The 25,504-nt window shown below is 70.1% G+C and carries 24 protein-coding genes; 13 read left to right on the plus strand and 11 right to left on the minus strand.

The annotated features are described in order from the left end of the window. Positions 1–84: 84 nt before the first annotated feature. A complete protein-coding gene (locus tag B3G12_RS02485; RefSeq protein ID WP_244944885.1) occupies positions 85–765 on the plus strand; it encodes a TetR/AcrR family transcriptional regulator in 681 nt (226 codons plus the stop codon). A gap of 16 nt (positions 766–781) precedes the next feature. Here the strand turns inward: B3G12_RS02485 and B3G12_RS02490 are convergent, their stop codons facing one another. Next, positions 782–1,375, minus strand: a complete 594-nt coding sequence (locus tag B3G12_RS02490; RefSeq protein WP_238693968.1) for a CPBP family intramembrane glutamic endopeptidase — start codon at positions 1,373–1,375, stop codon at positions 782–784. A gap of 34 nt (positions 1,376–1,409) precedes the next feature. On the opposite strand from B3G12_RS02490, the gene B3G12_RS02495 reads away from it, so the two are divergent. The 3 genes from B3G12_RS02495 (at position 1,410) to B3G12_RS02505 (ending at position 4,065) form a co-directional block, all read left to right on the plus strand. Further along, positions 1,410–1,538, plus strand: a complete 129-nt coding sequence (locus B3G12_RS02495; RefSeq protein WP_186366759.1) for a TMEM175 family protein — start codon at positions 1,410–1,412, stop codon at positions 1,536–1,538. A gap of 30 nt (positions 1,539–1,568) precedes the next feature. Continuing rightward, a complete protein-coding gene (locus B3G12_RS02500) occupies positions 1,569–1,898 on the plus strand; it encodes a hypothetical protein (protein WP_144943230.1) in 330 nt (109 codons plus the stop codon). 235 nt (positions 1,899–2,133) lie between these two features. Then, complete coding sequence (locus tag B3G12_RS02505) at positions 2,134–4,065, plus strand: potassium transporter Kup (protein WP_244944884.1); 1,932 nt, start codon at positions 2,134–2,136, stop codon at positions 4,063–4,065. Positions 4,066–4,218: 153 nt separating this feature from the next. Here the strand turns inward: B3G12_RS02505 and B3G12_RS02510 are convergent, their stop codons facing one another. The 3 genes from B3G12_RS02510 to B3G12_RS02520 form a co-directional block, all read right to left on the minus strand. Next, entirely contained in the window at positions 4,219–4,881 is a 663-nt protein-coding gene (locus tag B3G12_RS02510; protein ID WP_144943228.1) for a CPBP family intramembrane glutamic endopeptidase, read from the minus strand. A 4-nt stretch (positions 4,882–4,885) separates the two neighbouring features. Beyond that, entirely contained in the window at positions 4,886–6,343 is a 1,458-nt protein-coding gene (locus tag B3G12_RS02515) for a tryptophan-rich sensory protein (RefSeq protein WP_145011759.1), read from the minus strand. Between the two features lie 364 nt (positions 6,344–6,707). Then, positions 6,708–7,163, minus strand: coding sequence for an Lrp/AsnC family transcriptional regulator (locus tag B3G12_RS02520; RefSeq protein ID WP_144943226.1), 456 nt, complete (start codon positions 7,161–7,163; stop codon positions 6,708–6,710). 357 nt (positions 7,164–7,520) lie between these two features. Between B3G12_RS02520 and B3G12_RS02525 the strand changes: the two genes are divergently transcribed. The 3 genes from B3G12_RS02525 to B3G12_RS02535 are packed head-to-tail and all read left to right on the plus strand — an operon-like array spanning position 7,521 to position 11,326. Continuing rightward, positions 7,521–8,717: a thiamine pyrophosphate-dependent dehydrogenase E1 component subunit alpha gene (locus B3G12_RS02525; RefSeq protein WP_144943225.1), complete on the plus strand. Its 1,197-nt coding sequence runs from the start codon at positions 7,521–7,523 to the stop codon at positions 8,715–8,717. Beyond that, positions 8,717–9,727: an alpha-ketoacid dehydrogenase subunit beta gene (locus B3G12_RS02530; RefSeq protein ID WP_144943224.1), complete on the plus strand. Its 1,011-nt coding sequence runs from the start codon at positions 8,717–8,719 to the stop codon at positions 9,725–9,727. Before B3G12_RS02525 ends, B3G12_RS02530 begins: the two co-directional genes overlap by 1 nt. A 3-nt stretch (positions 9,728–9,730) precedes the next feature. Beyond that, on the plus strand, positions 9,731–11,326 hold the full coding sequence (locus B3G12_RS02535) for a dihydrolipoamide acetyltransferase family protein (protein WP_290498930.1): 1,596 nt from the start codon (positions 9,731–9,733) through the stop codon (positions 11,324–11,326). A gap of 106 nt (positions 11,327–11,432) precedes the next feature. On the opposite strand, the gene B3G12_RS02540 is transcribed toward B3G12_RS02535, so the two are convergent. Then, positions 11,433–12,602, minus strand: a complete 1,170-nt coding sequence (locus B3G12_RS02540) for a polyprenyl synthetase family protein (protein ID WP_145011753.1) — start codon at positions 12,600–12,602, stop codon at positions 11,433–11,435. A gap of 41 nt (positions 12,603–12,643) precedes the next feature. Next, complete coding sequence (locus B3G12_RS02545; protein WP_244944883.1) at positions 12,644–13,252, minus strand: LysE/ArgO family amino acid transporter; 609 nt, start codon at positions 13,250–13,252, stop codon at positions 12,644–12,646. A 124-nt stretch (positions 13,253–13,376) separates the two neighbouring features. Here B3G12_RS02545 and B3G12_RS02550 point away from each other — a divergent pair, with 124 nt between their 5' ends. Beyond that, positions 13,377–13,991 carry a malonic semialdehyde reductase gene (locus B3G12_RS02550; RefSeq protein ID WP_094393379.1) on the plus strand — a complete coding sequence of 205 codons (615 nt, stop codon included), beginning with the start codon at positions 13,377–13,379 and terminating at the stop codon, positions 13,989–13,991. Positions 13,992–14,126: 135 nt separating this feature from the next. Here the strand turns inward: B3G12_RS02550 and B3G12_RS02555 are convergent, their stop codons facing one another. Beyond that, positions 14,127–14,609, minus strand: coding sequence for a MarR family winged helix-turn-helix transcriptional regulator (locus B3G12_RS02555; protein WP_290498933.1), 483 nt, complete (start codon positions 14,607–14,609; stop codon positions 14,127–14,129). Positions 14,610–14,674: 65 nt separating this feature from the next. Here B3G12_RS02555 and B3G12_RS02560 point away from each other — a divergent pair, with 65 nt between their 5' ends. After that, entirely contained in the window at positions 14,675–16,039 is a 1,365-nt protein-coding gene (locus B3G12_RS02560; protein ID WP_260983413.1) for a CoA transferase, read from the plus strand. Positions 16,040–16,049: 10 nt separating this feature from the next. On the opposite strand, the gene B3G12_RS02565 is transcribed toward B3G12_RS02560, so the two are convergent. Continuing rightward, complete coding sequence (locus tag B3G12_RS02565) at positions 16,050–17,234, minus strand: PLP-dependent aminotransferase family protein (protein WP_144943219.1); 1,185 nt, start codon at positions 17,232–17,234, stop codon at positions 16,050–16,052. Further along, positions 17,231–18,268, minus strand: a complete 1,038-nt coding sequence (gene speB / locus B3G12_RS02570; protein WP_144943218.1) for an agmatinase — start codon at positions 18,266–18,268, stop codon at positions 17,231–17,233. Before speB ends, B3G12_RS02565 begins: the two co-directional genes overlap by 4 nt. Positions 18,269–18,480: 212 nt before the next feature. Between speB and B3G12_RS02575 the strand changes: the two genes are divergently transcribed. Both B3G12_RS02575 and B3G12_RS02580 read left to right on the plus strand, forming a co-directional pair. After that, positions 18,481–19,926 carry a sodium:solute symporter gene (locus tag B3G12_RS02575; protein WP_145011743.1) on the plus strand — a complete coding sequence of 482 codons (1,446 nt, stop codon included), beginning with the start codon at positions 18,481–18,483 and terminating at the stop codon, positions 19,924–19,926. Beyond that, positions 19,923–21,578, plus strand: coding sequence for a thiamine pyrophosphate-binding protein (locus B3G12_RS02580; RefSeq protein WP_144943216.1), 1,656 nt, complete (start codon positions 19,923–19,925; stop codon positions 21,576–21,578). The genes B3G12_RS02575 and B3G12_RS02580 overlap by 4 nt, the downstream gene beginning before the upstream one ends. A gap of 113 nt (positions 21,579–21,691) precedes the next feature. Here B3G12_RS02580 and B3G12_RS02585 read toward each other — a convergent pair whose 3' ends face one another. Beyond that, on the minus strand, positions 21,692–22,267 hold the full coding sequence (locus B3G12_RS02585; protein ID WP_145011740.1) for an AAA family ATPase: 576 nt from the start codon (positions 22,265–22,267) through the stop codon (positions 21,692–21,694). A 9-nt stretch (positions 22,268–22,276) separates the two neighbouring features. Further along, the gene (locus B3G12_RS02590) at positions 22,277–22,579 is read right to left on the minus strand and encodes a hypothetical protein (protein WP_186366758.1); all 303 of its coding nucleotides are present in this window, start codon (positions 22,577–22,579) and stop codon (positions 22,277–22,279) included. A 482-nt stretch (positions 22,580–23,061) separates the two neighbouring features. Between B3G12_RS02590 and B3G12_RS02595 the strand changes: the two genes are divergently transcribed. Together B3G12_RS02595 and B3G12_RS02600 are read left to right on the plus strand one after the other, a co-directional pair. Continuing rightward, positions 23,062–24,186 (plus strand): hypothetical protein, encoded by a 1,125-nt coding sequence (locus B3G12_RS02595; RefSeq protein WP_144943213.1) that lies wholly within the window; start codon positions 23,062–23,064, stop codon positions 24,184–24,186. Positions 24,187–24,269: 83 nt separating this feature from the next. Then, positions 24,270–25,487 carry a sarcosine oxidase subunit beta family protein gene (locus B3G12_RS02600; RefSeq protein ID WP_144943212.1) on the plus strand — a complete coding sequence of 406 codons (1,218 nt, stop codon included), beginning with the start codon at positions 24,270–24,272 and terminating at the stop codon, positions 25,485–25,487. Positions 25,488–25,504 lie beyond the last annotated feature (17 nt).

The following is a 25,504-nucleotide window of genomic DNA, read 5'->3' on the forward strand; positions in this document are numbered from 1 at the left end:
GTAAGCGAGGAATGCACGAGTGCATAGAGTTCTGGAGACACGATACACTCATGTATCCAGTAGTCACGACGAGGCGATGGAACCGTGAGCAATCAGACAGAAGCAGAATACGTGGCCGGTGCCGAACCCGGGAGGGGCACCCCGCCGCCCGGAGAGGCGTCCTCCCCCGACAGGCGCTCCCGCTCCGCAACCCGCCTGAAACTGATCCGCTCTGCCCCCGCGGTCTTCGCGGAGCAGGGGATCGACGGCGCCTCGATCAGCGACCTGTGCGCCGCTGCCGGTTTCACCCGGGGCGCCTTCTACTCGAACTTCGAGACCAAGCACGAACTCGCCGTCCTCGCGTTCGACGACCTCGCCACTCAGCTGATCGAGACGCTCGACTCCGAACTGGATCAGTGGCTGGACTCCGGTCTGGAGGTGGGTGAGGTGGTCACGCGCATCATCGAGGGCGTCACGGACTCGGTGGCCAACGTGCAGCAGCAGGCCCTGCGCATGGAGCTGTTCCTCGCGGCGTTCCGCTCCCCCGAAGCCCGCGCGGCGGTCGCACCCGTCCGGGAGCGTATCTACGCGGCCATCGAGAACGCGCTGGGCCGCGTAGCGCGCAGCCAGCACCTCACCCTCATGGTCCCGGCCGCCGAGATGGCCCGGATCCTGGTCACCAGCTACTCGGGGCAGCTCACGGACCAGATGGCCATGGGCGCCACCGGGCGCGGGGCGCAGCGGGTGATCCCCACCATCTGGCTCGCCTTCACGCGCCCGGCCTGAGCCCGAACGCCCGGGGTCATACCACGGACGGCAGGACGAAGAGCATGGTCAGGGACCAGATCAGGTGCGCGACGACGCACGGCAGGAGTGAGCGCGTTCGCTCGCGCAGCCAGCCCACGAGCGCGCCGAGCGCGGCAGCGGCGAGAGCGAGCAGCAGGATGCCCGCGAGCGAGGTCACGAGGGTGTAGGCCACGGTGGTCACGAGGATCCGCCGACCGCGGGGCAGCACCCGCCACAGGGCGCCGCGGTAGTAGGTCTCCTCCGCCACCCCGTTCACGGTGGTCGTCAGCGCCGTCACCACCAGACTCCCCACGCGGGCGTGGTCGAGCAGCTCGTGCACCGACCCTGCCAGCGTCGGCAGGAAACGGACCATGAACCCGCCCGCCACGAAGAGGACGGCAAGGCCGAGCCCGCCGAGCACGGCGTAGCACAGGCCGCGGGGCGTCACCGCCCAGGGAAGGCGCTCACCGGTCATGCGCACCGCTGTGGAGCTGCCGATGATGTATACCGCGGCGAGTATGAACGTGGCGGGGTAGAACCACTGGTCCCCCGCGGGAATACGCAGGGACCACGCGAGGCATGCGGCGGCCACGACACCGGTGGCCACCACCACCCACACGGTGCGCAGGCGGGTGGCGGCGGTGGTGTCCCCGACTTACGTGCTGAGCTTCGTGTACATCGGGATCTACTGGAACAACCATCACCACATTTTCCAGGCCACCGAAAACATCAACGACGCGGTGCTCTGGGCGAACTTCCACCCGTTGTTCTGACTGTCCCTGCTGCCGTTCAGTACCGGGTGGATGGACGACAGCAGCTTGGCGCGCACTCCCGTAGTGGTCTACGGGATCACTCTGCTGGGCGCGGCGCTCGCGTACGTCGTCGTGCCGGCCGCCATCATCCGGGCCCAGGGGCCGGACTCGACCCTGAAACGGGTGCTGGGCAAGGATCGGAAGGGGAGGATCTCCCTGGTCCTCCATTTCGCCGGGGTGGCCTGCGCACTGCTGGGAGAGGATCACGGCGGGATCCTGATCGACGTGGGTGTCGCGTTCTACGTGATCGTGGCGGTCCTCTGGTTGATCCCCGACCGGCGGATCGAACACGACCTGAACGCCTCGGCTCACGGGAGGTAGGGGCCGTGATCCGGCCGTGGGTCCGGCGCCGCAGGCACCCCTTCATGGTTAACAGCGCGGCCCGAACCGACCGCATGCACCCCTCGACCACCGCCAGGAATCACACAGGTTCCCACCCTTGACCCCAACCCGGGGCGGGAGCATCATGTACACACCCGCAGCACGGAGTGCGCAGCTCGGTTCCGAGGCGCGCCCGTGCACCCGGACCGGGAACTCGGGATCGAAGGACAGCAGCGTGTCTGGTACGGCAACCACCTCCGTCGCGGAAGCCACGGAGACAGAGACGCAAACCCCGCACAAACGCGGTGCCCTCACACTGGGCGCGTTGGGAGTGGTGTTCGGTGACATCGGCACGAGTCCCCTGTACTCCGTCAAGACCGTGTTCACGGTGGACGGCGGGGTGGTCCAGGCCAATCCCGTGGATGTCTACGGTGTGACTTCGTGCTTCTTCTGGGTGCTCGCCCTGATCGTGACCCTCAAGTACGTCATGGTGGTCATGCAGGCGGACAACGACGGCGAGGGCGGTGTGCTCTCCCTGGCTGCACTGACCCGCAAGGGAGTCCCCACCCGGGCCAAGCGGTGGGGCCTCATCATGATGCTGGGAGTGATCGGTGCAGCCCTGTTCTTCGGGGACAGTGTGATCACCCCGGCGGTGTCCGTGATGTCCGCGGTGGAGGGTCTGGAACTGGTGCATCCCGGCCTGGCAGCGTACGTGGTGCCGCTGGGCGCGGTGATCATCACCACATTGTTCTTAACCCAGCACAAGGGCACGGACCTGGTGGGCAAGGCGTTCGGCCCGGTCATGGTCGTGTGGTTCGTGATGATCGCGGTATTGGGCGCGATCCAGGTGGTGCGGGATCCCCACATCCTCAAGGCGGTGTCCCCCACATACGCCGTGGCGTTCATCGTGGAACACCCCGGGATCGCGTTCGTGGCCGGCGGCGCGGTGGTCCTGTGCGTGACCGGTGCGGAAGCGCTCTACGCGGATATGGGCCACTTCGGCCGCAAACCCATCAACCAGGCGTGGTTCTTCCTGGTCTTCCCGAGCCTGCTGCTCAACTACATGGGTCAGGGCTCGCTCATCCTGGGCCACCCCGAGACGGTGAACGACTCCTTCTACCTGCTGGCCCCGGGGTGGGCGCGCCTGCCCCTGGTCATACTGGCCACCATGGCCACCGTGATCGCCTCCCAGTCCGTGATCTCCGGGGCGTTCTCCGCCGCACGGCAGGCCGAGCGGCTGGGCTACCTCCCCCACATGACCGTGCGTCACACGGGTCAGCACGAGGAAGGGCAGATCTACATCCCCAGCGTGAACTGGGCCCTGTTCATCGGGGTCCTCGTCCTGCTGGTGGTCTTCCGCAGCTCCGAGCGGCTTGCGATCGCCTACGGGTTGGCCGTGACGGGTACGTTCTTGCTGACCACCACGCTGTTCCTGGTCTATGCACACACCAAACTGCGCTGGCCCCTGTGGCGGCTGATCGCGCTCGGCACGGTGCTCTACGTGGTCGAGGGGCTGTTCTTCGCCGCCAACACCGTGAAGCTCTTCCACGGCGGCTGGCTCCCCCTTGCGATCGCGGGGATCATGGGCGCGAGCATGCTCACGTGGCGCAAGGGCCGCCGGATCGTGATGGCCTACCAGAGTGACGTGGAAGGCCCGCTCACCGACTTCATCCGCCGCGCCCGCAACGGCCACCTCAACGAGGTCCCCGGGACCGCGGTCTACCTGCACCCCAACACGGTCTCCACCCCCCTCGCGCTGAGCGAGAACGCGCGGTTCAACCGGGTCATCCACGAAAAGGTGTTCATCGTGCGCACGGTTCCCGCCAACGTCCCGCACGTGGCACCGCAGGACACGGTCACGGTGGACCGTACGGGCGCGGACTCCGATCACATCACCCAGTTGACCCTGCACTTCGGATTCCTGGACGACCCGGACGTCCCCGCCGGCCTGCGGATCGCCCGCGATCACGGGGTGGACATCGACCCGGACACCGCCCGCTACTTCGTCTCCGAGCTCACCCTCCTGGACGCGGGCCGCTACCGGGGCATGCGCAAACCGTTCAAGCTGCTGTTCATGGCCATGAGCCACAACGCCGCGGTCCCCGCCGACTATTACCGCCTCCCGCGCGAGCGCACGGTGATGATCGGGGCGCAGTTGGAGCTATGAGACGGACGACAACGCTGTAGGCCCGCAGCGTCGTCGTCACGTGGTTGCCGCGCACGCGCCGTCGACCGCGAGAGCCCCACAGCGACGTCGCCCCCGCAAGCTCCGCAGCAGCGGGACGACCGTGGGCGAGCGAACGCGAGACGGACGGACCGGTCACACCACGAACGGCAACACGAACAACATGGTGAGCGACCAGATCAGGTGGGTCACGATCCCGGGGACCAGGGAGCGCGTGCGCTCGCGCAGGTACCCCACGAATGCTCCGAGCGCGGCGGCCGCGAGCGCAAGCAGGGGGATGCCGGCCAGGGAGGTGACCGCGGTGTAGGCGATCGTGGTCACAAGGATCCGGCAGCCCCGCGGGAGCACGCGCCACAGCGCGCCGCGGTAGTAGGTCTCCTCCGCGACGCCGTTGACCGCGGTGGTCAGGGCCACCATGAACAAGCTCCCCACGCGGGCGTGGTTGAGCAGTTCGTGGACGGGCCCGGCCAGGAACGGCACGAACCGCACCATGAAACCGCCCGCGATGAAAAGGGCGGCCAGCAGCAGACCTCCGATCACCGCGTCCCGCAAGCCGTTGGGGGTGACCTTCCAGGGCAGGCGCTCCCCCGTCATCCGCACGGCGATCGAACTGCCCATGATGTATACCCCCGCGAGGATGAAGGTCGCGGGGGTGAACCACGGGTCCCCGGCGGGGATGCGCAGGGACCACGCGAGACCCGCGGCGGCCAGGAGGCCCGTGATGATCACGACCCACACGGTGCGCTTGCGCGTGGCCTGGGTGGCGTCCCCGTAGGGGCTGACCCGGTACTCGCTCACATCATCACTTCCTGCGCCGATTGAGTGCTCGGAGGGTGTTGGTCAGGACGGCGGCGAACGCGGTCCAGCCCGCGTACGGGCTGAGCACAGCGCCCTTCTCGGGGGACACCTTTGCGCTACGGCGCACGAGGTCCGCGCTGCTGAGTGTCAACAGGACAGACTCCACGGAGGACGCGGTGAGCTGCTTGCGGTGGAAGAACAGGATGCTCCACCCGGCGTTGAGCACCAGGTTGGTCGCGAGCGCGGCGATGTAGGCGCGCTTCTTCTTCTCCTCCTTCCTCTCCCCGAGGTCCGCGATGGACAGGGCCCCCACCGCGGCGATGTCCGCGTACAGAACCGTCCATGCCACGGGGAACAGCCAGGCCGGGGGCTGGAACGAGGGCTTGCGCAGCGTCTTGTACCAGCGCGAATTGGGATCGGTCGCCAGGGAACCGACCACCGCCGTGGCCGTCACGGCCCCCGCCGTGGTCAGGAAGACACGGCGCCACCGGCCGAGGTCCTCGTTCTTCACGGCGGTGCGCACGGCATCCGCGAAGGGGGTGTGACCACCCTTCGGGGCGCCTATGTAGTCGTCCAGGTCCCGTTCGTGCAGCACTGTGTCGTGCTGGAGGCTGCCGATCAGCGGCCGCACGAGCTTGGTCTTGACGGGGGTCATGAGCCCGATCCAGCGCGCCGCGAGGTTCGCGGTGGTTACGGGCGCGGTGAGCATGAACCGCCCACCCTTGCCCACGGCCCGGGCGTACTGGTCCAGCATGTCCGCGTACTCGATGGCGTCCGGACCGCCCACGTCGAACGTGCGGTTCACGTCCGACGGCAGGTCCGCCGCCCCCGCGAGGTAGTGCACCACATCCGCCACGGCGATCGGCTGGATCCGGTTGCGCACCCACTTGGGGGCGATCGCACCCGGCAGTCGCTCGGAGAGGTGACGGATCATGATGAAGGACGAGGACTCGTCCCCGATCACCACACCCGTCTGCAGCGCCGCAGTGGGCACCCCGGAGTCCATGAGCGCCTGCCCCACCTCCACGCGCGAACGCAGGTGATCGGACAGTTGCTCGACCGGCTCGTCCGTGGGGTGCAGTCCCCCCAGGTAGACGATCCGCTGCACATGGGCGTCGTGGGCGGCCCGCGCGAACGTCTCCGCCATCTCCACTTCTTCCTGTACGAAGTTCTCGGAGTCGCCCATGGAGTGCAGCAGGTACCACGCAACGTCCACGTCCTTCAGTGCGCGGGCGACGTCGCTCGCGTCCGAGGCGTCCCCCTCCACCACTTCCGCGCGGCCGGGTTCGGCGCTCTGCCCATCGGGGACAACGGCGTCCCCCCAGGGGAGGTCGCGCACCTTCTCCGCGCTGCGGCTGAGCAGGCGCACCCGCCACCCCCGCTGCAACAGTTCCTGGGCCACCTGGCCGCCGATGTATCCCGTGGCTCCCGTGACCAGGGCGAGCCGTGCGATCTCAGTCATGCGAACTCCCAACCGTGAACGATCCGTGGATGACCGCGGCGGCCACCCCATCCATGTCGATCGTATGCTGAGCATCCGACGCCGCGAGAGGGGTGGGCGCGGACCGCGACGAGTCCGGACCGCGCAGCCTGCGGTGGGGTGAGTTCCGGTCACCCGGTCGGTGCAGGCTCGGGCGACTTCAGTCCACCGGCTACGCATTGAGGCACGTTCCGGCCACCGAATGCATTCCGAGGCACGCGGAAGCCACACATCACCCCTGAAAGTGGCTCGGAGATGACTCAGAGTGCGCCGTGTGGCTTCACCGTGCCTCGATGTTCAGCACACGGCCGGAACTCACCACCCCGGACACCCAGTGCCGGGCCCGTCACCCGCGGACGTCCACGTCCTCGAAGATCAGGAACGTCTGGGTGTCGACGACTTCCGGCATGGGTTGGATCCGCTCGAAGATCACGTCCCGCAGCTCCGCGTTGCCGCGAGCCCGCACGAGCAGCATCACGTCGAATGTCCCGCCCACCAGGGCGATGTGCTGGACTTGGGGGATCTCGCGCAGCTTGGCCTCCAGGGTGGCCCACGTGTTCTGCTTCAGTCGCAGGGTCACGTACGCGGACGCCTCAAGCCCCGCCCTGGCCGGGTCGATCACGGCGGTGTAGCGCAGAATCACACCCTGCTCGTGGAGCCGGCGGATCCGCTCGTAGGCGTGCGCGCGGGAGATGTGGACGGTCGCGGCGAGCGCCGTGACGGACTGCCGGGCGTCCCGGGTCAGCTCACCCAGGATCCGTCGGTCCGTCTCGTCCAGCACCGGGCGCCTGGTCTCGGGCATGTGGACTCCTCCTGGCTGTGGGGTCGGGCAGGGACGACGACGCCACGGCGCCCGTTCGTGCCGCCGCGTGCAGGGTTTCGGGACGCCGGATCGCCCCTCCCCCGCCACAGTGCTGTGATGTACCGGACAAAGCAGCATGACGTGGCTCACGTCACCACACATTGTCCACGATTGAGGCTCGACGGAGCAATTTGTCCACAGTTTCCCCCTGCCGTGGAGACGGAGCGCTCCGATTGCCCATACTGGCCGGACGACGTGCCCGGCCCGAACCCGGTACCGCCGCCCCACCAGAGCCCTGCGGTGCCCGGTCCGCCGTGGACACCACCGAGTTCCAGCCAGAGAAGAAAGGGACGCACCATGAGCGAGCCCACCCCCGCCGGCGAACCCGCCGTCCGGGAGAAGTCCCCCGTGAACCCCGCGGTGGAGGCCTCGAAGAACTTCGGGATCACCCCCGAGCAGTACATGCTCCCCGCGAGCAGCGAGATCCGGCTGCTGAACCCCGACGGCAGCGCGGTCCCGGAGTCCGAGCAGGGTCAGGAGCCCGGCCACGAGTACCCCATGCCGGAGGACTCCCGCCTGCTGGACGCCTACGAGAAGCTCGTGGTGGGCCGGCGCATCAACGACCAGAACATGGCGCTCGTACGCCAGGGCCGCATGGCGGTCTACCCGTCCAGCCACGGCCAGGAGGCGTGCCAGGTGGCCGCTGCCCTGTGCCTCGAGGACGACGATTGGCTGTTCCCCACCTACCGCGACTCCGTGGCTGTGATGTCCCGCGGTGTGGATCCACTGGAGGTCATGAGCACCTACCGCGGGGACTGGCACGGCGGTTACGACCCCCGCAAGTACAAGGTCTCCGTCCAGGCCACTCCGCTGACCACACAGCTGCTGCATGCGGTGGGCGTGGCCCACGCCGCCAAGCTGCGCGGTGAAGACACGGTGGCCCTGGCCATGTGCGGTGACGGGGCGACGTCGGAGGGGGACTTCCACGAGGCCCTGAACTTCGCGGCGGTCTTCCAGCTGCCCGTGCTCTTCCTGGTGCAGAACAACGGCTACGCGATCTCCGTACCCCTGTCCTCGCAGACCCGCGCGCCGTCCCTGGCACACAAGGGCGTGGGCTACGGCATGGCGAGCGAGCGCGTGGACGGCAACGACCTCGCCGCGCTGCTCTCCGTGCTGGGACGCGGCATCGAGCTGTGCCGCCAGGGCGGTGGGCCGCTGCTGGTGGAGGCCATGACCTACCGCATGCAGGCGCACACCAACGCGGACGACGACACGCGCTACCGCGAGCGCGACGAGGTCGCCGAGTGGGTGGCCAAGGACCCGATCACCCGCATGCAGCACTACCTCACGGGCCAGGGCGCACTGGACGATGCCGCCTCCGAGCGGATCTCCGAGCACGCCGAGGCGATGGCCAAGCGGCTGCGCGAGGCCATGGCCCACAAACCGGAGCTGGACCCCCAGGACCTGTTCCGTTTCGTCTACCACGAGCCCACGCCGCAGCTGCGTGAGCAGGCTGAGCAGCTCGCGGACGAGCTCTCGCGAGAGGAGGCGTGATGAGCGCTTCGAAGGTCAGTTTCGCCAAGGCCCTGAACACCGCACTCGCGGACGCCATGGAGGCCTCCCGTGAGGTCGTGGTCTTCGGTGAGGACGTGGGGACGCTTGGCGGCGTCTTCCGCATCACCGACGGCCTGACCGCCCGCTTCGGCCGTGAGCGGTGCTTCGACACACCCCTCGCGGAGTCCGGGATCATCGGCACCGCGGTGGGCATGGCCATGAACGGCATGCGCCCGGTCGCGGAGATGCAGTTCGACGCGTTCGCGTACCCCGCGTTCGAGCAGGTGGCCTCCCACGTGGCCAAGATGCACAACCGTACCCGTGGCAGGCTCACCATGCCCCTGGTCATCCGCATCCCCTACGGAGGCGGCGTGGGCGGCGTGGAGCACCACTGCGACTCCTCCGAGTCCTACTACGCGCACACCCCGGGCCTGAAGGTTTTCACCCCCGCCTCCGTGCGGGACGCCTACGTGATGCTGCGCGAGGCCATCGACTCCCCGGATCCCGTGGTGTTCTTCGAGCCCAAGCGGTTGTACTGGTCCACCGCGCAGGTGGACCTGGACGAGCTGCGCGAGCAGTACGAGAACGGGAGCCTGCCGCGGCGCGAGGGCCACGCCGTCGTCGCCCGTGAGGGATCCGACGCGACCCTGATTTCTTACGGCCCGTCCGTGCCGGTGTGCCTGGCCGCGGCCGAGGAGGCCGCGAAGGACGGCATGTCCGTGGAGGTCATCGACCTCGGTTCCGTGGTTCCCTACGACGACGGGACCGTGGCCGCGTCCGTGCGCCGCACCGGGCGGGCCGTGGTGGTGGCCGAGTCCCAGGGCTTCGCATCCGTGGCGTCGGAGATCGCCGCGCGCACCCAGGAGCGCTGCTTCCACTCGCTCGCCGCGCCGGTGCTGCGGGTGACGGGATTCGACATCCCCTACCCCTCGCCGTCCTTCGAGCACCACCACATCCCGAGTTCCGAGCGCATCCTGGATGCCCTGGACGACCTGCAGTGGGAGGACTGACCCGTGAGCATCAATGTGTTCAACCTGCCCGATCTGGGCGAAGGGCTCACCGAGGCGGACATTCTCCGCTGGCTCGTGGCCGAGGGTGACACCGTCACCATGGACCAGCCCATCGTGGAGGTGGAGACCGCCAAGTCCGCCGTGGAGGTGCCCACCCCGTTCGAGGGCGTGGTCCACACGCTGCACGGCGCCGAGGGCGACACCATGCTCGTGGGTCAGCCGCTGATCTCCGTCTCCGACGGCGTGGAGGCCCCCGATTCCTCCGCCGGGACCGGATCCGACGCGGATGCCCCGGGTGCCGAGCACGCCGCGAGCTACCGCGAGGAAGAGCTCGCCGGAACCACACCCTCCGCCGAGGAGGCCGTGGACGAGGCCGAGGAGTCCTCCGGGAACGTGCTGATCGGCTACGGCACCTCCGCAGCGTCCGCATCCCGACGACGCCGCCGCAGGCACGGTGCCGTCGCCGGGACCACCGGCGCCGCTCCCACGGGGGCCGCCGCGCACACCCACGACACGCTCACCGAGTCCCGCCGGCTCGCGCCGTCCGTGATCTCGCCGCTCGTGCGCAAGCTCGCGCGCGAGCACGGCGTGGACGTCGCCACCGTCCAGGGCAGCGGCCCGGGTGGGCTCATCATGCGCCGGGACGTCCTCGCCGCGATCGAGCAGGTTGAGGACCAGCGGATGCGCGCCGACGCCGCCGGGCCGGCTCCCACGGGTCTGGCTACCCCCGGCCCGGTAGCCCCGGGCCCCGCCGCAACGGGTGCGCCCGTGCTGCCTATGCAGGGTGCTCCGGGCCAGGGTGGCCCCGCGCAGGATGGACCCACCCGCGGTGGGTCGAGCGCGGGAGCCGGTGCCGCGGCGTCATCCCAGGGTGTGGACGCACGCACCGGGCTGCCTCTGGCCGCCCGCGAACCTGTCAAGGGCGTGCGCAAGCACATCGCGGATGCCATGACCCGCTCGCGCACGGAGATCCCCGAGGCCACCGTGTGGGTGGACGTGGACGCCACCGAGCTGCTGAGCCTGCGCGCGGAGCTGAAGGCGAAGGATCCGCAGAACACGCCGAGCTTGCTAGCGCTGATCGCCCGGTTCACCCTCGCCGGGCTGCGCAAGTACCCGCAGCTGAACACCCGCCTGGACACCGCCGAGGACGGCTCGCGGAGCATCGCGCGCTTCGACGGCGTGAACCTGGGGCTCGCGGTGGAGTCCGAGCGTGGGCTCATGGTTCCCAACCTGCGCAACGCGGACCGGCTCAGCGCCGTGGAGCTCACCACCGCCATGCGCGAAGTGATCGACGTGGCCCGCTGCGGAAAGGCCAGTCCGGCCCAGCTGAGCGGTTCCACGTTCACGCTGAACAACTACGGCGTCTTCGGCACGGACGGGGCCACCCCGATCATCAACCACCCGGAGTCCGCGATCCTTGGCATCGGGCGGATCATCGACAAGCCATGGGTCGTGAACGGTGAACTCGCGGTCCGCAAGGTCACGACCATCACCATCGCGTTCGACCACCGCGTGTGCGACGGCGGCGCGGCTGGCGGCTTCATCCGCTTCGTGGCCGACTGCATCGAGAACCCCGTGGGGGCGCTCACGCAGATTTGACGCCCTTACGGTGTTTGCCGGTGAGAATCACGACGGCGCCCGGGCTTCGGCCCGGGCGCCGTCGGCGTGTACGGGCGGAGAACCATTCCGACCGAGGAATATCCCGTCAGACCGTCGTCTCGCGCTCCAACCACGCGGTGAGGCTCTGCGCCAGGGCGGGCGGCAGGTCCGTGGCGGCCATGGTGTCCTTTGCACGGCGGACGGCGGTGTCCACCATGCGGGCCACCGAGCGGGCCGCACCGGAGCGGTCGAGGAGGTCGCGGGCATGGGCGACGTCGTCGTCCCCCAGCGGCTGCCGCACCGCCCGCTCTCGCAGCGCCTGCCACTCCGCAGCATAGTCACCCGCCTCCACGAGGACCCCCGCAACCGTGCAGCGGTCCGGGGTCAGCACGGGGGACGCGCCCGCGGAGCCCGCTTCACCCGCAGCGTCAGGGGAGCCGGCGGCCGCGCGCAGCTCACCGGTGAGCTGGTGGGCCACACCCAGGGAGCGCCCGATGGTCGCCAGGGCGGTGACGTGCGCGGTGGGGGCCCCACCCAGGACGGCGCCCGCGCGGAGGGGCGCCTCGTAGCAGGGCACCGCGATGGCCAGCCGGATGGCGTCCAGGGCCTTGTCGTGCGGAACGGGCTGGGTGCGCCGGGCCACCTGAGCCACGAGCCGCTCGCCCGCCGCGGCGTGGAACACGGACTCGTCGAGGATTTCGAGCAGACGCAGCATGCGCGTCTCCGGCGCCCGGGAGGTGGCGATGAGCCGGTAGGCGCCCGTGAGCGCGAGGTCACCGGCCGCCGATGTGAGGTCCGCGCGGGAACCGTCACGGTCTGCCCACCCAGCAGGGTCGCTCCCGGCGGCCCCCTCCGCGGCCCCCAGGGCGGAGTTCGTGTGCCCCTGCGCCGCGGCGTCGTCGTCCTGCCACGCGGAGCCCGACGTCGCGCCGTCGGCTGCCTGCGCCGCGCGGGCCATTCCGCGAAGGCCGCCAGCGTCGGCGCGCAGCACGATGGCGGTGTGCAGCAGCTCGAAGGAGGCGGCCACGGCGTTGAGCACGGGGCGGGTGGGGCGCGCGGGGTAGGCCTCCACAGAGGTCATGACCAGCTCCTGCTGCAGCCCCCGGCCCGCATCCGTGATCTGGGCGATGTGCTCCCACACGCGCTCATAGCCGGGGCTCAGCTCGGCGGCCTTGCGGCCCGAGTGCGAGAGGAACCCTCGCAGGGCCGTGGCCGGTGTGAACTCCTGGGACCTGCGCCCGGTGCCGCTGCTGGTGTAGGAGGAGGTGGGAGTCATGCCTCCATTCCAGCACACCAGCCGCCGGGGCGGTGCCCGGATCAGACGGCGGGCATCAGCGCCAGCTGGATCGCTATGAACACCATCACCACGCCCACCAGGGCGTCCACGATGCGCCAGGTGAGCGGGGTGTTCAGCACGTGCGACAGCGCCCGGGCCCCCGCGCCCAGTGCGGTGAACCAGATGACCGAGCCGGCGAACGCGCCCCCGGCGAAGATCCAGCGCTGCTCACCGTGCTGGTTGGCCAGGTTCCCCAGGATCAGCACCGCGTCCAGGTAGGCGTGCGGGTTGAGCCACGTGAACGCCAGGGTGGCGAGGACCACGCGACGCAACGACCCGGCGTCGTCGCCCGAGACGTCCATGGCCTGCGGCTTGAGAGCCGAGCGGAATGAGGTGACCGCGAAGACCAGGAGGTAGACCACCCCGGCCCAGCGGAAGATGTTCAGCAGCCAGGGCACGCGGTCGATGAGGAAGCCGATCCCGGCGGTCCCCAGACCGATCAGGAAGATGTCCGAGACGATGCAGATGCCCACCACCACGCCCAGGTGCTCGCGGCGGATCCCCTGGCGCAGCACGAACGCGTTCTGGGCGCCGATCGCCACGATGAGGGCGAGCCCGGTCACCAGTCCGGGAAGGAACGCAGAAGTCACCAGAGCAATGTACAGGTGGGCGTGACATTGCCGACATTCGGCCCCTCACATGGCGCAACGTGGGTATAGTTTCCGGCGAAATTATTTCGGGTGGCCTGTCCACCCGCCTGATGGAAGGACCCCCATGACGACCGTGACCACCGAGGAACTGCCCCTCGCCATCTCCTCCGAGGACGCCGAGCGCCTGTTCATCGACGCCCGCACCGCGAGCCACTTCACCGAGGATCCGGTGACCGAGGATGAGAAGCGGGCGATCTACGACCTCACCAAGATGGGCCCCACGGCGTTCAACTCGCAGCCCCTGCGCATCACCTGGGTGGAGACCCCCGAGGCCCGTGAGCGCCTGGTGCAGCACATGAGCGGCGGCAACCAGGAGAAGACCCGCCAGGCGCCGCTGACGGCGATCCTGTCCTACGACGAGAACTGGCACCAGCGCTTCCCCCAGTTCCTCCCCGCCGCCCCGCACCTGCAGGGCATGTACGACGAGAACGAGGACCTGCGCCTGACCAGCGGCAAGGCCAACTCCCACATCCAGGTGGGCTACTTCATCGTGGCCGCCCGCGCCGTGGGCCTGGCCGCCGGGCCCATGACCGGCTTCGATCCGATGGCTGTGGACGCCGAGTTCTTCGCCGGCACGGGCAAGCGCTCCATCGTGGTGGTCAACCTGGGTCACCCCGTCGCACCGGAGTACGATCGCAGCCCCCGTTTCGACATGGAGGACGTGGCCGAGACCCTCTGAGCCGAGGTCTCGCGAGGCACTGACACGACGCACCGTGGCCGGGGCCCGGTGGTGAGCCGAGGGGTTCGCCACCGGGCCCCGTTGCACATCCGGCCCCGCACGCCTGCTCACCCGCACCGCTCGGAACCCCGCGGACTACCGCGACGTCTCACCACCCGCACCCTGAGTCCTCGCCAGTTTCGCGAGCACCGGCAGGGCAGCGTCCAGCGAGTCCAGCTCGCGCGGGGAGAGTACGCACAGTGCGTCCGCCACCCTGTCGCTGCGCTGCTGGTCCTCGAGCGCGAGCTCCTTGAGCCCGTAGGGGGTGAGGCACACGAGGACCGCGCGGGCGTCCGTGGGGTCCGGGGCACGGCGCACGTATCCCGCCCTGCTCAGCCGGTCCACGCTCTGAGTCGCCGTGGAGACCCGCACGCCCATGTTCGCGGCGATGGTCGTAATCCGCAGCCCCCCGGGGCGCAGCATGGTCAGGAGGCTGATCTGCTGGCTCGTCAGCTCCCGCGTGCCTTCCATGCGCCGCAGAAAATACACGCTGTAGCGCATCACCTCCCGCAGCCGGTGCGCGCGCAGCACGGCCCGGGCGCGGTCGTCGTCGGGAGCGGGTCCGGGGGAAGCCTTCATGGCTCCGTATTTTATCCTCGACGGGTGCGGACCTCCGCGCGAGAACCGACCGGGAGACGAGAGCCGTGGACGAGATCCTGACAGCACTCGACGGCGTGGTGGACGGTCTCCACGAGCGCGCCGGCGCCGTGGTGACGGGCCGGGCAGACTTCTGGCCCGGACCCCTGGACGTCCAGGGGCTGGCGACGTCGAGCGTGGGCCTGGCCGCCGCCTCCGCCCAGGAGTTCGCGCGGGCCACCGGCCGAGAGACGTTCCATATCGGCGCGCGTCTGCCCGAGGTGGTTGCCGCGTTCGGGTCGATCACCCACCTGCGCATCGATGGCCGCCCGGTCCCCGGTTTCGCGCCCGCATCGGGGTTCTTCCCCACCGCGGACGGCTGGCTGCGCACGCACGCCAACTACCCGCACCACCGGTCGCGTCTGTTCCGCGCCCTCCGGATCGACGACGACGACGCCCTCCCGGGCGCCCTCGCCCGTCTCACCTCCCGGGACGCGGAGGCCCGGGTCGTCGCGGCCGAGGGCGTCGCAGCGGCCGTGGTCGACGAGGAGACGTGGCGGCGCGGGGCCACGAGCGCCCCGGGGCCGTGGCTCGCAATCTCCCCCGGCGACGTCGACGTCACCGGGGGACCGCGTGCAGCGCGCCCCGCAGCGGGGCCGTGGGCTGCGACGTCGGCCCCCGACGCCGCGGAAGGTCCCCTGAACGGGGTGCGCGTGGTCTCCCTGACGCGCGTGATCGCCGGGCCCACGGGCGCGAAGTTCCTCGCGGCGCTCGGCGCGGACGTGCTGCGCATCGACCCGCCGGTCATGCCCGAATCGACAGGTCAGCACCTGGACACGGACCTCGGCGTGCGCTGCGCCGCCCGCGACCTCAGCGATCCGCGGCAGGCCGCCGAGCTGACCGAGGTCCTGGCGGGCGCGGACGTCCTGTTCACCGGCTACCGCCCCGGCTCCCTGACCGCCCTGGGACTCGACGCCGCCACGGTCCGTGAGCGTTTCCCACACCTCGTGCACGTGGAGCTGAGCGCGTGGGAGTCGGCCGGTCCGCGCGGCGGGCGGCGCGGTTTCGACAGCATCGTGCAGGCGGCCAGCGGGATCGCCGTGCGCTGCGGCCGCACCGGGGACGACGGTGTGTGGCGCCCGGGTGCGCTGCCCGTCCAGGCGCTGGACCACGCCACGGGCTATGGCATGGCCGCCGCGGCATGTGCGCTGCTCGCGGCAGGAACCGCGGGCCACGCCCACCTGTCCCTGGAGCGCACCGCACGGGTGCTCCTGGGCGCCCCGGTGCCCTCAACACACCGGGGTTCGGAGGATGCAGTGGGTGAGGCCCAGACGGTTCTCCTGCGCACCGGGGAGGGGACGGTGCGGTGCGTCCCCTCCCCGGTGCGGGTGGACGGGCGGAGACCACCCGTCCACCCGCCGCTGACGTGGTGACGCGGCGGACTCAGTCCCCGCGCAGCGCCTCCGCGAAGCGCCTGACGCCCTCGCGGATCCGGGCCGGGGCCACGCCGGAGAAGGCGAGGCGCACGGCGTCGGAGTCCCGACCGTCCATGTAGGACGCGGAGCCCGGCACGAGCACCACCCCGTGGGCCACGGCCTCGGCCAGGATGTCCCTGCCCCGCAGCTCCTCCGCGGTGACCCACGTGAAGAACCCGCCGCTCGGCGTCGTCCAGGATGCTGTCTGCGGCATGTACTCGGTGAGGGCCTCGTTCATGGCCTCCCAGCGCTCCCGGTAGAGGGCCACGGCGCTGTCGAGCGCGGGTTCCCAGTGCTCCGAGCCCACCCACGAGGTCACGAGGGACTGCGCGAGGTTGGACGGGTGGATCACCACGGACTCCCCGGCGATCTGCAGCCGCCCCCGCACCTCCGGGGGCGCGGCCATCCACCCGACCCGCAGGCCCGGGGCGAAGATCTTGGAGAAGCTGCCCAGGTGGATCACGTGCTCCGGGTCCATCCCGTGCATGGACGGCACCGGCTCACTGCGGTCGAAGGCGAGCAGCGCGTACGGATCGTCCTCCACGATCATCACGTCCCGCTGCGCGCACACCGCCACGAGCTCGCGACGGCGCTCCTCCGGCATGGTCACGCCGGTGGGGTTCTGGAAGCTCGGGATGACGTACACGAACGGCACCCGCCTGCCCTGGGCGGCGAGCGCGTCGAGGGCTTCCGCCACGGCGTCGGGAACGATCCCGTCCTCGTCCATGGCCACGTGCTGCACCTCGGCCTCGTACGCCCCGAACACGCCCAGCGCACCCACGTAGGTGGGGCCCTCCGCCAGGATCACGTCCCCGGGGTTGCAGTAGAGCTTGGTCACGAGGTCCAGCCCGGCCTGTGATCCGGTGGTGGGCAGGATGTCTGCACCGGTGACCGTGGAGCCACCGCGCGCCATGAGCTTCACCACGAGCTCGCGCAGCCCGTCCATGCCGGCGCCGGATCCGTACTGCAGGATCTCCCCGGCGCGCCCGCGCAGCAGGAGGGACGCGATGTCCCCCACGGCGTCCGCGGGCAGCACGGAGAGGTCCGGGTTGCCGCCGGCCAGCGAGACCACGGACGGGTCCCGTGCCACCTCGAAGACGGCGCGGACCGGGGAGGGCCGGAACTCGTCCGCGCGGGACGCGAACCCCGTCACTTCGCGTCCCCGTAGCGCGCGCCCGAGATGCCGTACGCGGGGCCGTCCGGCGCGGCATCGGCGCCCAGGCTGATCAGGGAGAGCAGCTCGTAGACCACGTGCGCGGCGGCGATGCCCGTGAGCTCGGCGTGGTCGTAGGCGGGAGCCACCTCCACAACGTCGCACGCCACCACGTCCAGGCCCCGCAGCCCACGCAGGATCTCCAGCACCTCGCGGCTCGTGATGCCACCGGCCTCGGGCGTGCCCGTGCCGGGGGCGTGGGCGGGGTCCAGGACGTCGATGTCCAGGGAGATGTAGAGGGGGCGGTCGCCCACACGCTCGCGCAGGGCCTCGACGACGGCGTCCACGCCGGAGCGCAGCACGTCCGCGGAGGAGACGATCTCGAAACCGAACCGGGAGTCGTCCTCGAGGTCCTGGGTGCCGTAGAGGGGCCCGCGGGTGCCCACGTGCATCACGGCGTCGGTGTCGATGATGCCCTCCTCGAACGCCCGCCGGAACGGGGTGCCGTGGGTGTACTCGGCCCCGAAGTAGGTGTCCCACGTGTCCAGGTGGGCGTCGAAGTGCAGCAGCGCCACCTTCCCGTGGCGCGAGTGCGCCGCGCGCAGCAGGGGCAGGGCGATGGTGTGGTCACCGCCGATCGCCACGATCTTGGTGTCCTCCCCCATCAGCTCCCTGGCGCCCTTCTCGATGGAGTCGATGGCCTCGCGGATGTCGAACGGGTTGCCCACGAGGTCCCCGGCGTCCGCGACCTGCAGGTTCGCGAACGGCGAGTGGTTCTGCGCGGGGTTGTAGGGGCGCAGCAGCCGCGAGGACTCGCGCACGTGGTTCGGCCCGAACCTCGCGCCCGGGCGGTAGGAGACCCCCGAGTCGAAGGGCACGCCCACCACGGCCACGTCCGTGTGCTCCACCTGGTCCGTGCGGGGCAGCCGTGCGAACGTGGCGGGCCCGGCCCACCGGGGTGTCAGCGCCGCGTCCACGGGCCCCACCCGCTCCTCGCCCGCCGCGTTCGTCTCGACAATGCGTTCCGGTTCCACCGTGTCTCCTTCCGCCCCGAGGATCGCCCGGGAAGCCCTTCCGCGGCCGACGGCGGGCCGTACGTCCCGCCGCACGGTGTCCGGCGCCGCCCGGCCGGGCCAGGGTGATATTTTTTGTGACCTGGTGCAAACCCTAGCGCCACATCTGCGTGCGCGGGCGATCCTGCCCGCCAGGCGAGCAGAGCCTCGCCGCGGCTCCGAGGAGATCCCCTGTGAACGTGTTCGTGATCGTGCTCTACCTGGCCGTGATGGTGGTGGTCGGGCTGTGGGCGGCACGCCGTGCACGCACCGCCACCGACTACCGCGTGGCCGGACGCCGCCTCGGAGCGGGGCTCTACACCTCCACGATGGCGGCGGTGGTCCTCGGTGGCGCCTCCACCGTGGGCGGAGTGGGGCTCGGCTACCAGTACGGCATCTCGGGGATGTGGCTCGTGGTCGCGATCGCAGTGGGGCTCGCCGTGCTGAGCCTGTTCTTCGCCGCGCGCATCCAGTCCCTGAAGGTCTTCACCGTCTCCCAGATGCTGCAGCTGCGCTACGGCGCGAAGGGCGGCGCCACGGCGTCGTCGTTCGTGATGCTCGCCTACACGCTCATGATCGCGGTGACCTCCACGGCCGCCTACGCGGCGATCTTCTCCGTGCTGTTCCCCATCTCGCGGCCCTGGGCCATCCTGCTGGGCGGTGCGGTGGTGATCGCCTACTCGGTGCTCGGCGGAATGTGGTCCATCACCCTGACGGACCTGATGCAGTTCCTCTTCATGACGGTGGGCATCTTCGCGATCCTCCTGCCCTTCTCGCTGGCCGCCGGCGGCGGCTGGTCCGGGATCCGCGAGCGGCTGGACGCCTCCTACTTCGCCGTCAGCTCCATGGGCTTCCAGGCGATCCTCACGCAGTTCGTGGTCTACGGCTTCGGCATGCTGATCGGGCAGGACATCTGGCAGCGCGTGTTCACGGCCCGCTCGCCCGGCGTCGCCCGCTGGGGTGGGCTCGTCTCCGCCACGTACGTGGCGCTCTACGGCGTCGCCGGCGCACTGATCGGCACCGCCGCGGCCGCCGTGCTGCCGAACCTCGCCGTCCCCGAGGAGGCGTTCGCCACCATGGCCCAGGAGCACGTGCCGGCGGGTCTCGGCGGGATCGTCCTCGCGGCCGGTGTGGCCGCCATGATGTCCACGGCCTCCGGGGCCACGATCGCCGCAGCCACGGTGGCGCGCGTGGACGTGGTCCCCACCCTCCTAGGCCTGTTCGGAGCCCCCGACGACGACATCGCCCGCGCCCGCTCCGAGGACGCGTCCGTCCTCAAGGACCGCGTCTACGTGGTGGTGGTCGGCCTGGTCATCACGGTGATGTCCATGCTGGTCAGCTCCACGGTCACGGCCCTGACCATCGCGTACGACCTGCTGGTGGGCGGCCTGCTCGTCGCCGTGCTGGGCGGTCTGCTGTGGAAGCGGGGCACCGCGGCGGGTGCCATGTGGTCGATGGCCGCGGGCGTCGTCGCCACCGTGGTGGGCATGGTGGTCTACGGCGTGCTCGCCAACGCACCCATCTACATGGGACTGCTCGCCTCTGCCGTCGTCTTCGTGGCCGTCTCGCTCGCCACGAAGCCCACCACGCCGGAGATCAGTCAGGAATGGAACCGTCGGATTCAGGAGTCCAAGGCATGAGCACCGAAAGCACCATCACCACGGCACCCGAGACCCCCGGGGCCGGCGCGGACGTCACACGCCCGGAGCGCACCGTGGCCACCGCGGTGCTGGAGACGCTGCGCGGCTACGGGATTGACACCGTGTTCGGCATCCCCGGCACCCACTCGCTCGAGTTCTACCGGCCGCTGCGCTCGCTGGGAATCCGTGCGATCACCACACGCCACGAGCAGGGCGCGTCCTACGGCGCGGACGGCTGGTCCCAGGTGCGCGGGCTGCCTGGGGTGGTCATCACCACGTCCGGACCCGGCCTGCTCAACTCCCTGTCCGGCGCGGCGACCGCCTACGCAGAGTCCCGGCCCATGATCCTGCTCTCCCCCGGGCGCCCCGTGGGCCACGACTTCCGGGACATCGGCTCCTTGCACGAGACCAAGAATCCCTCCGCCGCCGTGAACGCGATCGTAGGCGTCTCTCGGCGCGTGACCTCGGGGGCCGAGGCCGTGACCATGATCCACGACGCCATGCGGGACTTCGCACACTCGCGCCCGCGGCCCATCCACATCGAGATCCCGCTGGACATCCTCGAGACCGCGGCGGACGTCCCCGAGTCGGCCACCGCACCGCGCCCCCTCGGTGAGCCCACGCCCGCCCCGGAGCACGACATCGCCGCGGCCGTCGAGGCGCTGGCGGCCAGTGAGCGCCCGGTCATCCTGGCCGGCGGAGGCTCGCTCGCTGCCGGACCGCGGCTGCTGGAGCTGGCCGAGCTGCTCGAGGCCCCGGTGATCACCACGACCAACGGCAAGGGCGCGATCCCGGAGAAGCACCGGCTGTCCCTGGGCGCGGACCTGCGGCTGAGCACCGCCCACGAGTTCATGCGCTCAGCGGACGCACTGCTCGTGATCGGATCCAAGGTGGGCGAGGCCGAGCTGTGGGGCGGGGACATCACCCCGCAGGGCCCGATCGTTCGCGTGGACATCATGCGCGACCAGATGCTGTGCAATCTTTCCCCGGACGTGGAGGTCCCCGGCAACGCCGCCGCCGTCGTCCCCCAGCTGCTGGACGGGCTGCGCGCCGCGGCTGCCGACGCCGCACCGCGCCCGGAGCGGGACCTGCGCTCGGTGTTCGAGGCGATGGACGAGGAGGGCCGGCGTTGGGCCCCGGACCTCGCGGCGCTCAACGAGACGATCATGGAGGTGGTCCCGGACGACACCATCCTGGCCGGGGACTCCTCGCAGGTGACGTACATGGGCTCCACCACGTTCTTCCGCGCACCCCAGCCACACTCGCTGCTGTACATGGGCACGTACGCCACGCTCGGCTACGGGCTGCCCGCGGCGGTGGGTGCCAAGCTCGCCGCGCCCGAGCGCCCGGTGGTGTGCCTGGTGGGGGACGGCGCCCTCATGTTCTCCATCCAGGAGCTCATGACCGCCGTGGAGCTGAACCTGGACCTGCCCGTGATCTGCGTGGACAACGGCGGCTACGGGGAGATCCGGCAGAACATGCTGGACCGGGACATCGACCCCCTGGCCGTTGACCTCGCGCAGCCGGACTGGGTGAAGCTCGCGGAGGGTTTCGGCGCCACCGGGTTCCCCGCCACCATGGACACCCTCGCGGAGACCGTGCAGAAGGCCCTCGCCACGAAGGGCCCGAGCCTGGTGCACCTGAAGATCTGAGAGCTGGCGCTGCCCCGTGCCCACCTCCCGCCCCGGGCGGGTTTGCTGGGTGGCGGACATGTCGCGCCCCAAATGTTGTCCCCGGATGGGGTGGGTGATCGGGCGGGCCGGGCTCACCTGCGGGGTCCATCCTTGGCGTCCGTCCCCGCGGGCCAGACGGTGGAGACCCATGCCCGCGCCTCCCGGGAGTGACGCAGGCGCACCACGCGCAGGTGCGGGGCCGTCTCCGCCAGGGTGGGAATGCGCTCCCGGTAGCTGTGACGGCTCGCGACCGCCCAGCGGATGATGTGCTCCGGATCCGTGAAGAGAGTACGGAGCGACCCCTCCGTGTTGCCGTTCCACAGCTTCTGGCGGCTCAGGCTGCGCCGCACGGTCCGCCGGACGACGCGTGGGAAGGTCACGGTCCAGAACGGGAAGTCGAGCCACAGCAGGGTGTCGGCGCGTTCGGCGAGAGCCGGCCGTGCGGCGTCGTACTGCCACTCGGTGACCCACGAACCGCCCGCCGCCAGGCGCGCGACGTCCGCCGAGAACTCGGGGCGCGGAATCCAGCCGGGGCCGTGGAACAGGGCGTCGATCTCGGTGTGCGGGATGCCGGAGCACTGCTCGATCTCACGGCACAGGGTGGTCTTGCCGACGCCGCTCACCCCGGCCACGAGGATCCGGCATGGTGAGGGCGGGGCGGCGGTCATGGGGCGAGCCTATGCCGTTGCGAACATACTGCGCAGCCCACGGGGCTCAGCGGATCGACCACGCAGGCCGACCCGCCGAGGGGATCGCTGGGGTGCGTCCAGGAAGAGGTGCCAGGTGATCTCCAGCTCGTCGTACTCGCTGGGGCGCAGAACCCACTCGCCGAGCTCGTAGTTGCGTGCCTCAGGCAGGGCGGCGAGGACCGGCGAGTGCGTGCAGAGAACCACCCCGCGCACGAGCTGCGGACGGTCGCCGGGTCCAGACTCGGTCACCCGGGTCCGGTGCAGCACCTGGTCCCGCGCGCCGCCGTCCACGCTGAGACCGAACTGCCGCCACGGCCTCCACCAGGGTGGGCGTCCCCGCCCCGTTCTCACCCACCCGGACGGTCAGCGGCCCGAGGTTGAGGCCCTCGTCCAGCACCTGCCGCACCGCGGGAACAGTGGCCGGCCACTCTGCGCGCGGCAGCGAGTTCAGGCCGTGCTCCTCGATCCGGCCGCACGGGCAGGCATGAGAACGAGCGGCTGTTCATGTCCCCAGGCCAACGACGCCCGCAGGACCCCCCGCCGTTGAACATCTGGGGCAGGACATGCCCGCCCCGCGGCGCGTTCCCTGGGCAAGTTGTGCCTCAGATGTTCTGCGCACCCGTGCGGGGCGCCTGCTCCTGACCTCGGGGCATTGACGGGGTGGGCCGCATCACATACCGTACTCAGAACACAGATATATCAGTGATCGACAAAACCCTTCGCCACCACCGGAACCGTCCGGCCAGCACCCCCCTTCGGGAAAGAACGTCACCATGGCACAGACCGCGTCACCCTCCACGCAGCTGGACACCGTCGAGACCAGGAGCTCGTTGCGCATCCTCACGTACGCCGGAGCGATCGTCGCGTTCCTGATCGGGTCCGGCTTCGCAACCGGCCAGGAGATCCTGCAGTACTTCACCTCCTACGGCTACTGGGGCGTCTTCGGCACGGGCCTGGTAGTCCTGGTGCTGATCACCTACGTGGCCGTGGAGTTCCTGACCACAGGCCACCGCGAGAAGTTCGACCGGCCGTCGCTGATCTTCCGCTACTACTGCGGCCGCCACCTGGGAGTGTTCTTCGACTACTTCTCCGTTCTGTTCGTATTCCTGAGCTTCACTGTCATGGTGGCCGGGGCGGGCGCTGTGTTCCAGGAGCACTACGGACTGTCCAAGTACGTGGGCGGGATCGGGCTTGCCGCCGTGGTGGGACTGACCGTGTGGTTCGGCCTGGACCGGCTGGTGGACGTGATCGGCAAGATCGGCCCGCTGATCGTCGTGATAGCGATCGTCCTGGGGATCCTGGGCATCATTCGCAACCCGGGCGGGATCGCCGACGGCAACGCGTTGCTGCCGGAACTGGACCTCACCCGCGCGTCGAGCAACTGGGTGCTGGCGGGGCTGTCCTATGTGGGCTTCTGCATGCTGTGGCTCGCCGCGTTCCTCACCGCACTGGGCAGGACCGCACACAGCCGCGGCGAGGCCCACTCCGGTGCGGTGCTCGGCGGGGTCTCCTTCTCCGTGGCCTGCATGGTCGTGGGCCTGGGCCTGCTGGCGAACATCGAGGCGGTCAACGGCACGGAGATTCCCATGCTCGTGCTCGCCTCGGATCTCGGTCCGGTGGTCGCCTCGTGCTTCTCACTCATCATCCTCGCAGGCATCTACACCACGGCGGTGCCGTTGCTGTGGACCGTCTCCTCCCGGTTCTTCCCAGAGAAGTCCCTGCCCTTCAAGTACCTCACCCTCGCACTCGCAGCGATCGGCACCCTGGTGGGTCTCGTGCTGCCGTTCTCGCTGATGGTCAACATCGTCTACGTGGTCAACGGCTACGTGGGCATCCTGCTGCTGACCCTGATGCTCGTGAAGTCCCTGACCCGCACCGCGCGCACCCGCCGCGCCTGACCCAACCGCAGGACGTCCACGACGTCGTCCACCCCCATCCCGGGGAACCGCACCCGACCCTCAACACCGAAACGGAGCACCACATGGCCGATCTGCTCCCGGAGCACCCGGACTTCCTCTGGCACAACCCGGACCCGAAGCCGTCCTACGACGCTGTCATCGTGGGTGGCGGCGGGCACGGGCTGGCCACCGCGTACTACCTGGCGAAGAACCACGGCATGACCAACATCGCGGTGCTCGAGCGGGGGTGGCTCGCGGGCGGGAACATGGCGCGCAACACCACGATCATCCGCTCGAACTACCTGTGGGACGAGTCCGCGGCCATGTACGAGCACTCTCTGAAGCTGTGGGAGGGGCTGCCGGAAGAGCTGGAGTACGACTTCCTGTTCTCCCAGCGCGGCGTCATGAACCTGGCTCACACCCTGCAGGACGTCCGCGAGTCGGTGCGCCGGGTCAACGCGAACAAGCTCAACGGGATCGACGCCGAGTGGATCACACCGGAACAGGTCAAGGAGCTCTGCCCGATCATCAACACGTCGGACGAGCTGCGCTATCCGGTCATGGGCGCCACGTACCAGCCGCGCGCGGGGATCGCCAAGCACGACCACGTGGCGTGGGCGTTCGCGCGAAAGTGCGACCAGATGGGTGTGGACATCATCCAGAACTGCGAGGTCACCGGCTTCGTCAAGGACGGCGAGCGCGTGGTGGCGGTGGAGACCTCCCGCGGTCGGATCAACGCCGGCAAGGTGGGGCTGTGCGGGGCGGGGCACTCCTCGGTGCTCGCGGAGCTCGCGGGCTTCCGCCTGCCGATCCAGTCCCACCCGCTGCAGGCGCTCGTCTCGGAGCTCCACGAGCCTGTCCACCCCACGGTGGTGATGTCCAACCACGTGCACGTGTACGTCTCCCAGGCGCACAAGGGCGAGCTGGTGATGGGTGCGGGCGTGGACGCCTACAACGGCTACGGCCAGCGCGGGGCGTTCCACGTGGTGGAGGAGCAGATGGCAGCGGCCGTGGAGCTGTTCCCGATCTTCGCCCGGGCGCACGTGCTGCGCACGTGGGGCGGGATCGTGGACGTCACCTTGGACGCCTCCCCGATCGTGTCCAAGACACCGGTGGACCAGATGTACGTGAACTGCGGCTGGGGCACGGGCGGCTTCAAGGGCACCCCGGGGGCAGGCTTCGCCTTCGCGCACACGATCGCCACCGACGAGCCCCACCCTCTCAACGAGCCGTTCTGCCTGGAACGCTTCGAGACGGGTGTCCTGATCGACGAGCACGGCGCCGCCGCCGTGGCCCACTGACCGTGCACACGCCGCTG

The sequence above is a fragment of the Kocuria sp. UBA5001 genome (assembly GCF_002398425.1).
Classification (GTDB): domain Bacteria; phylum Actinomycetota; class Actinomycetes; order Actinomycetales; family Micrococcaceae; genus Kocuria; species Kocuria salsicia.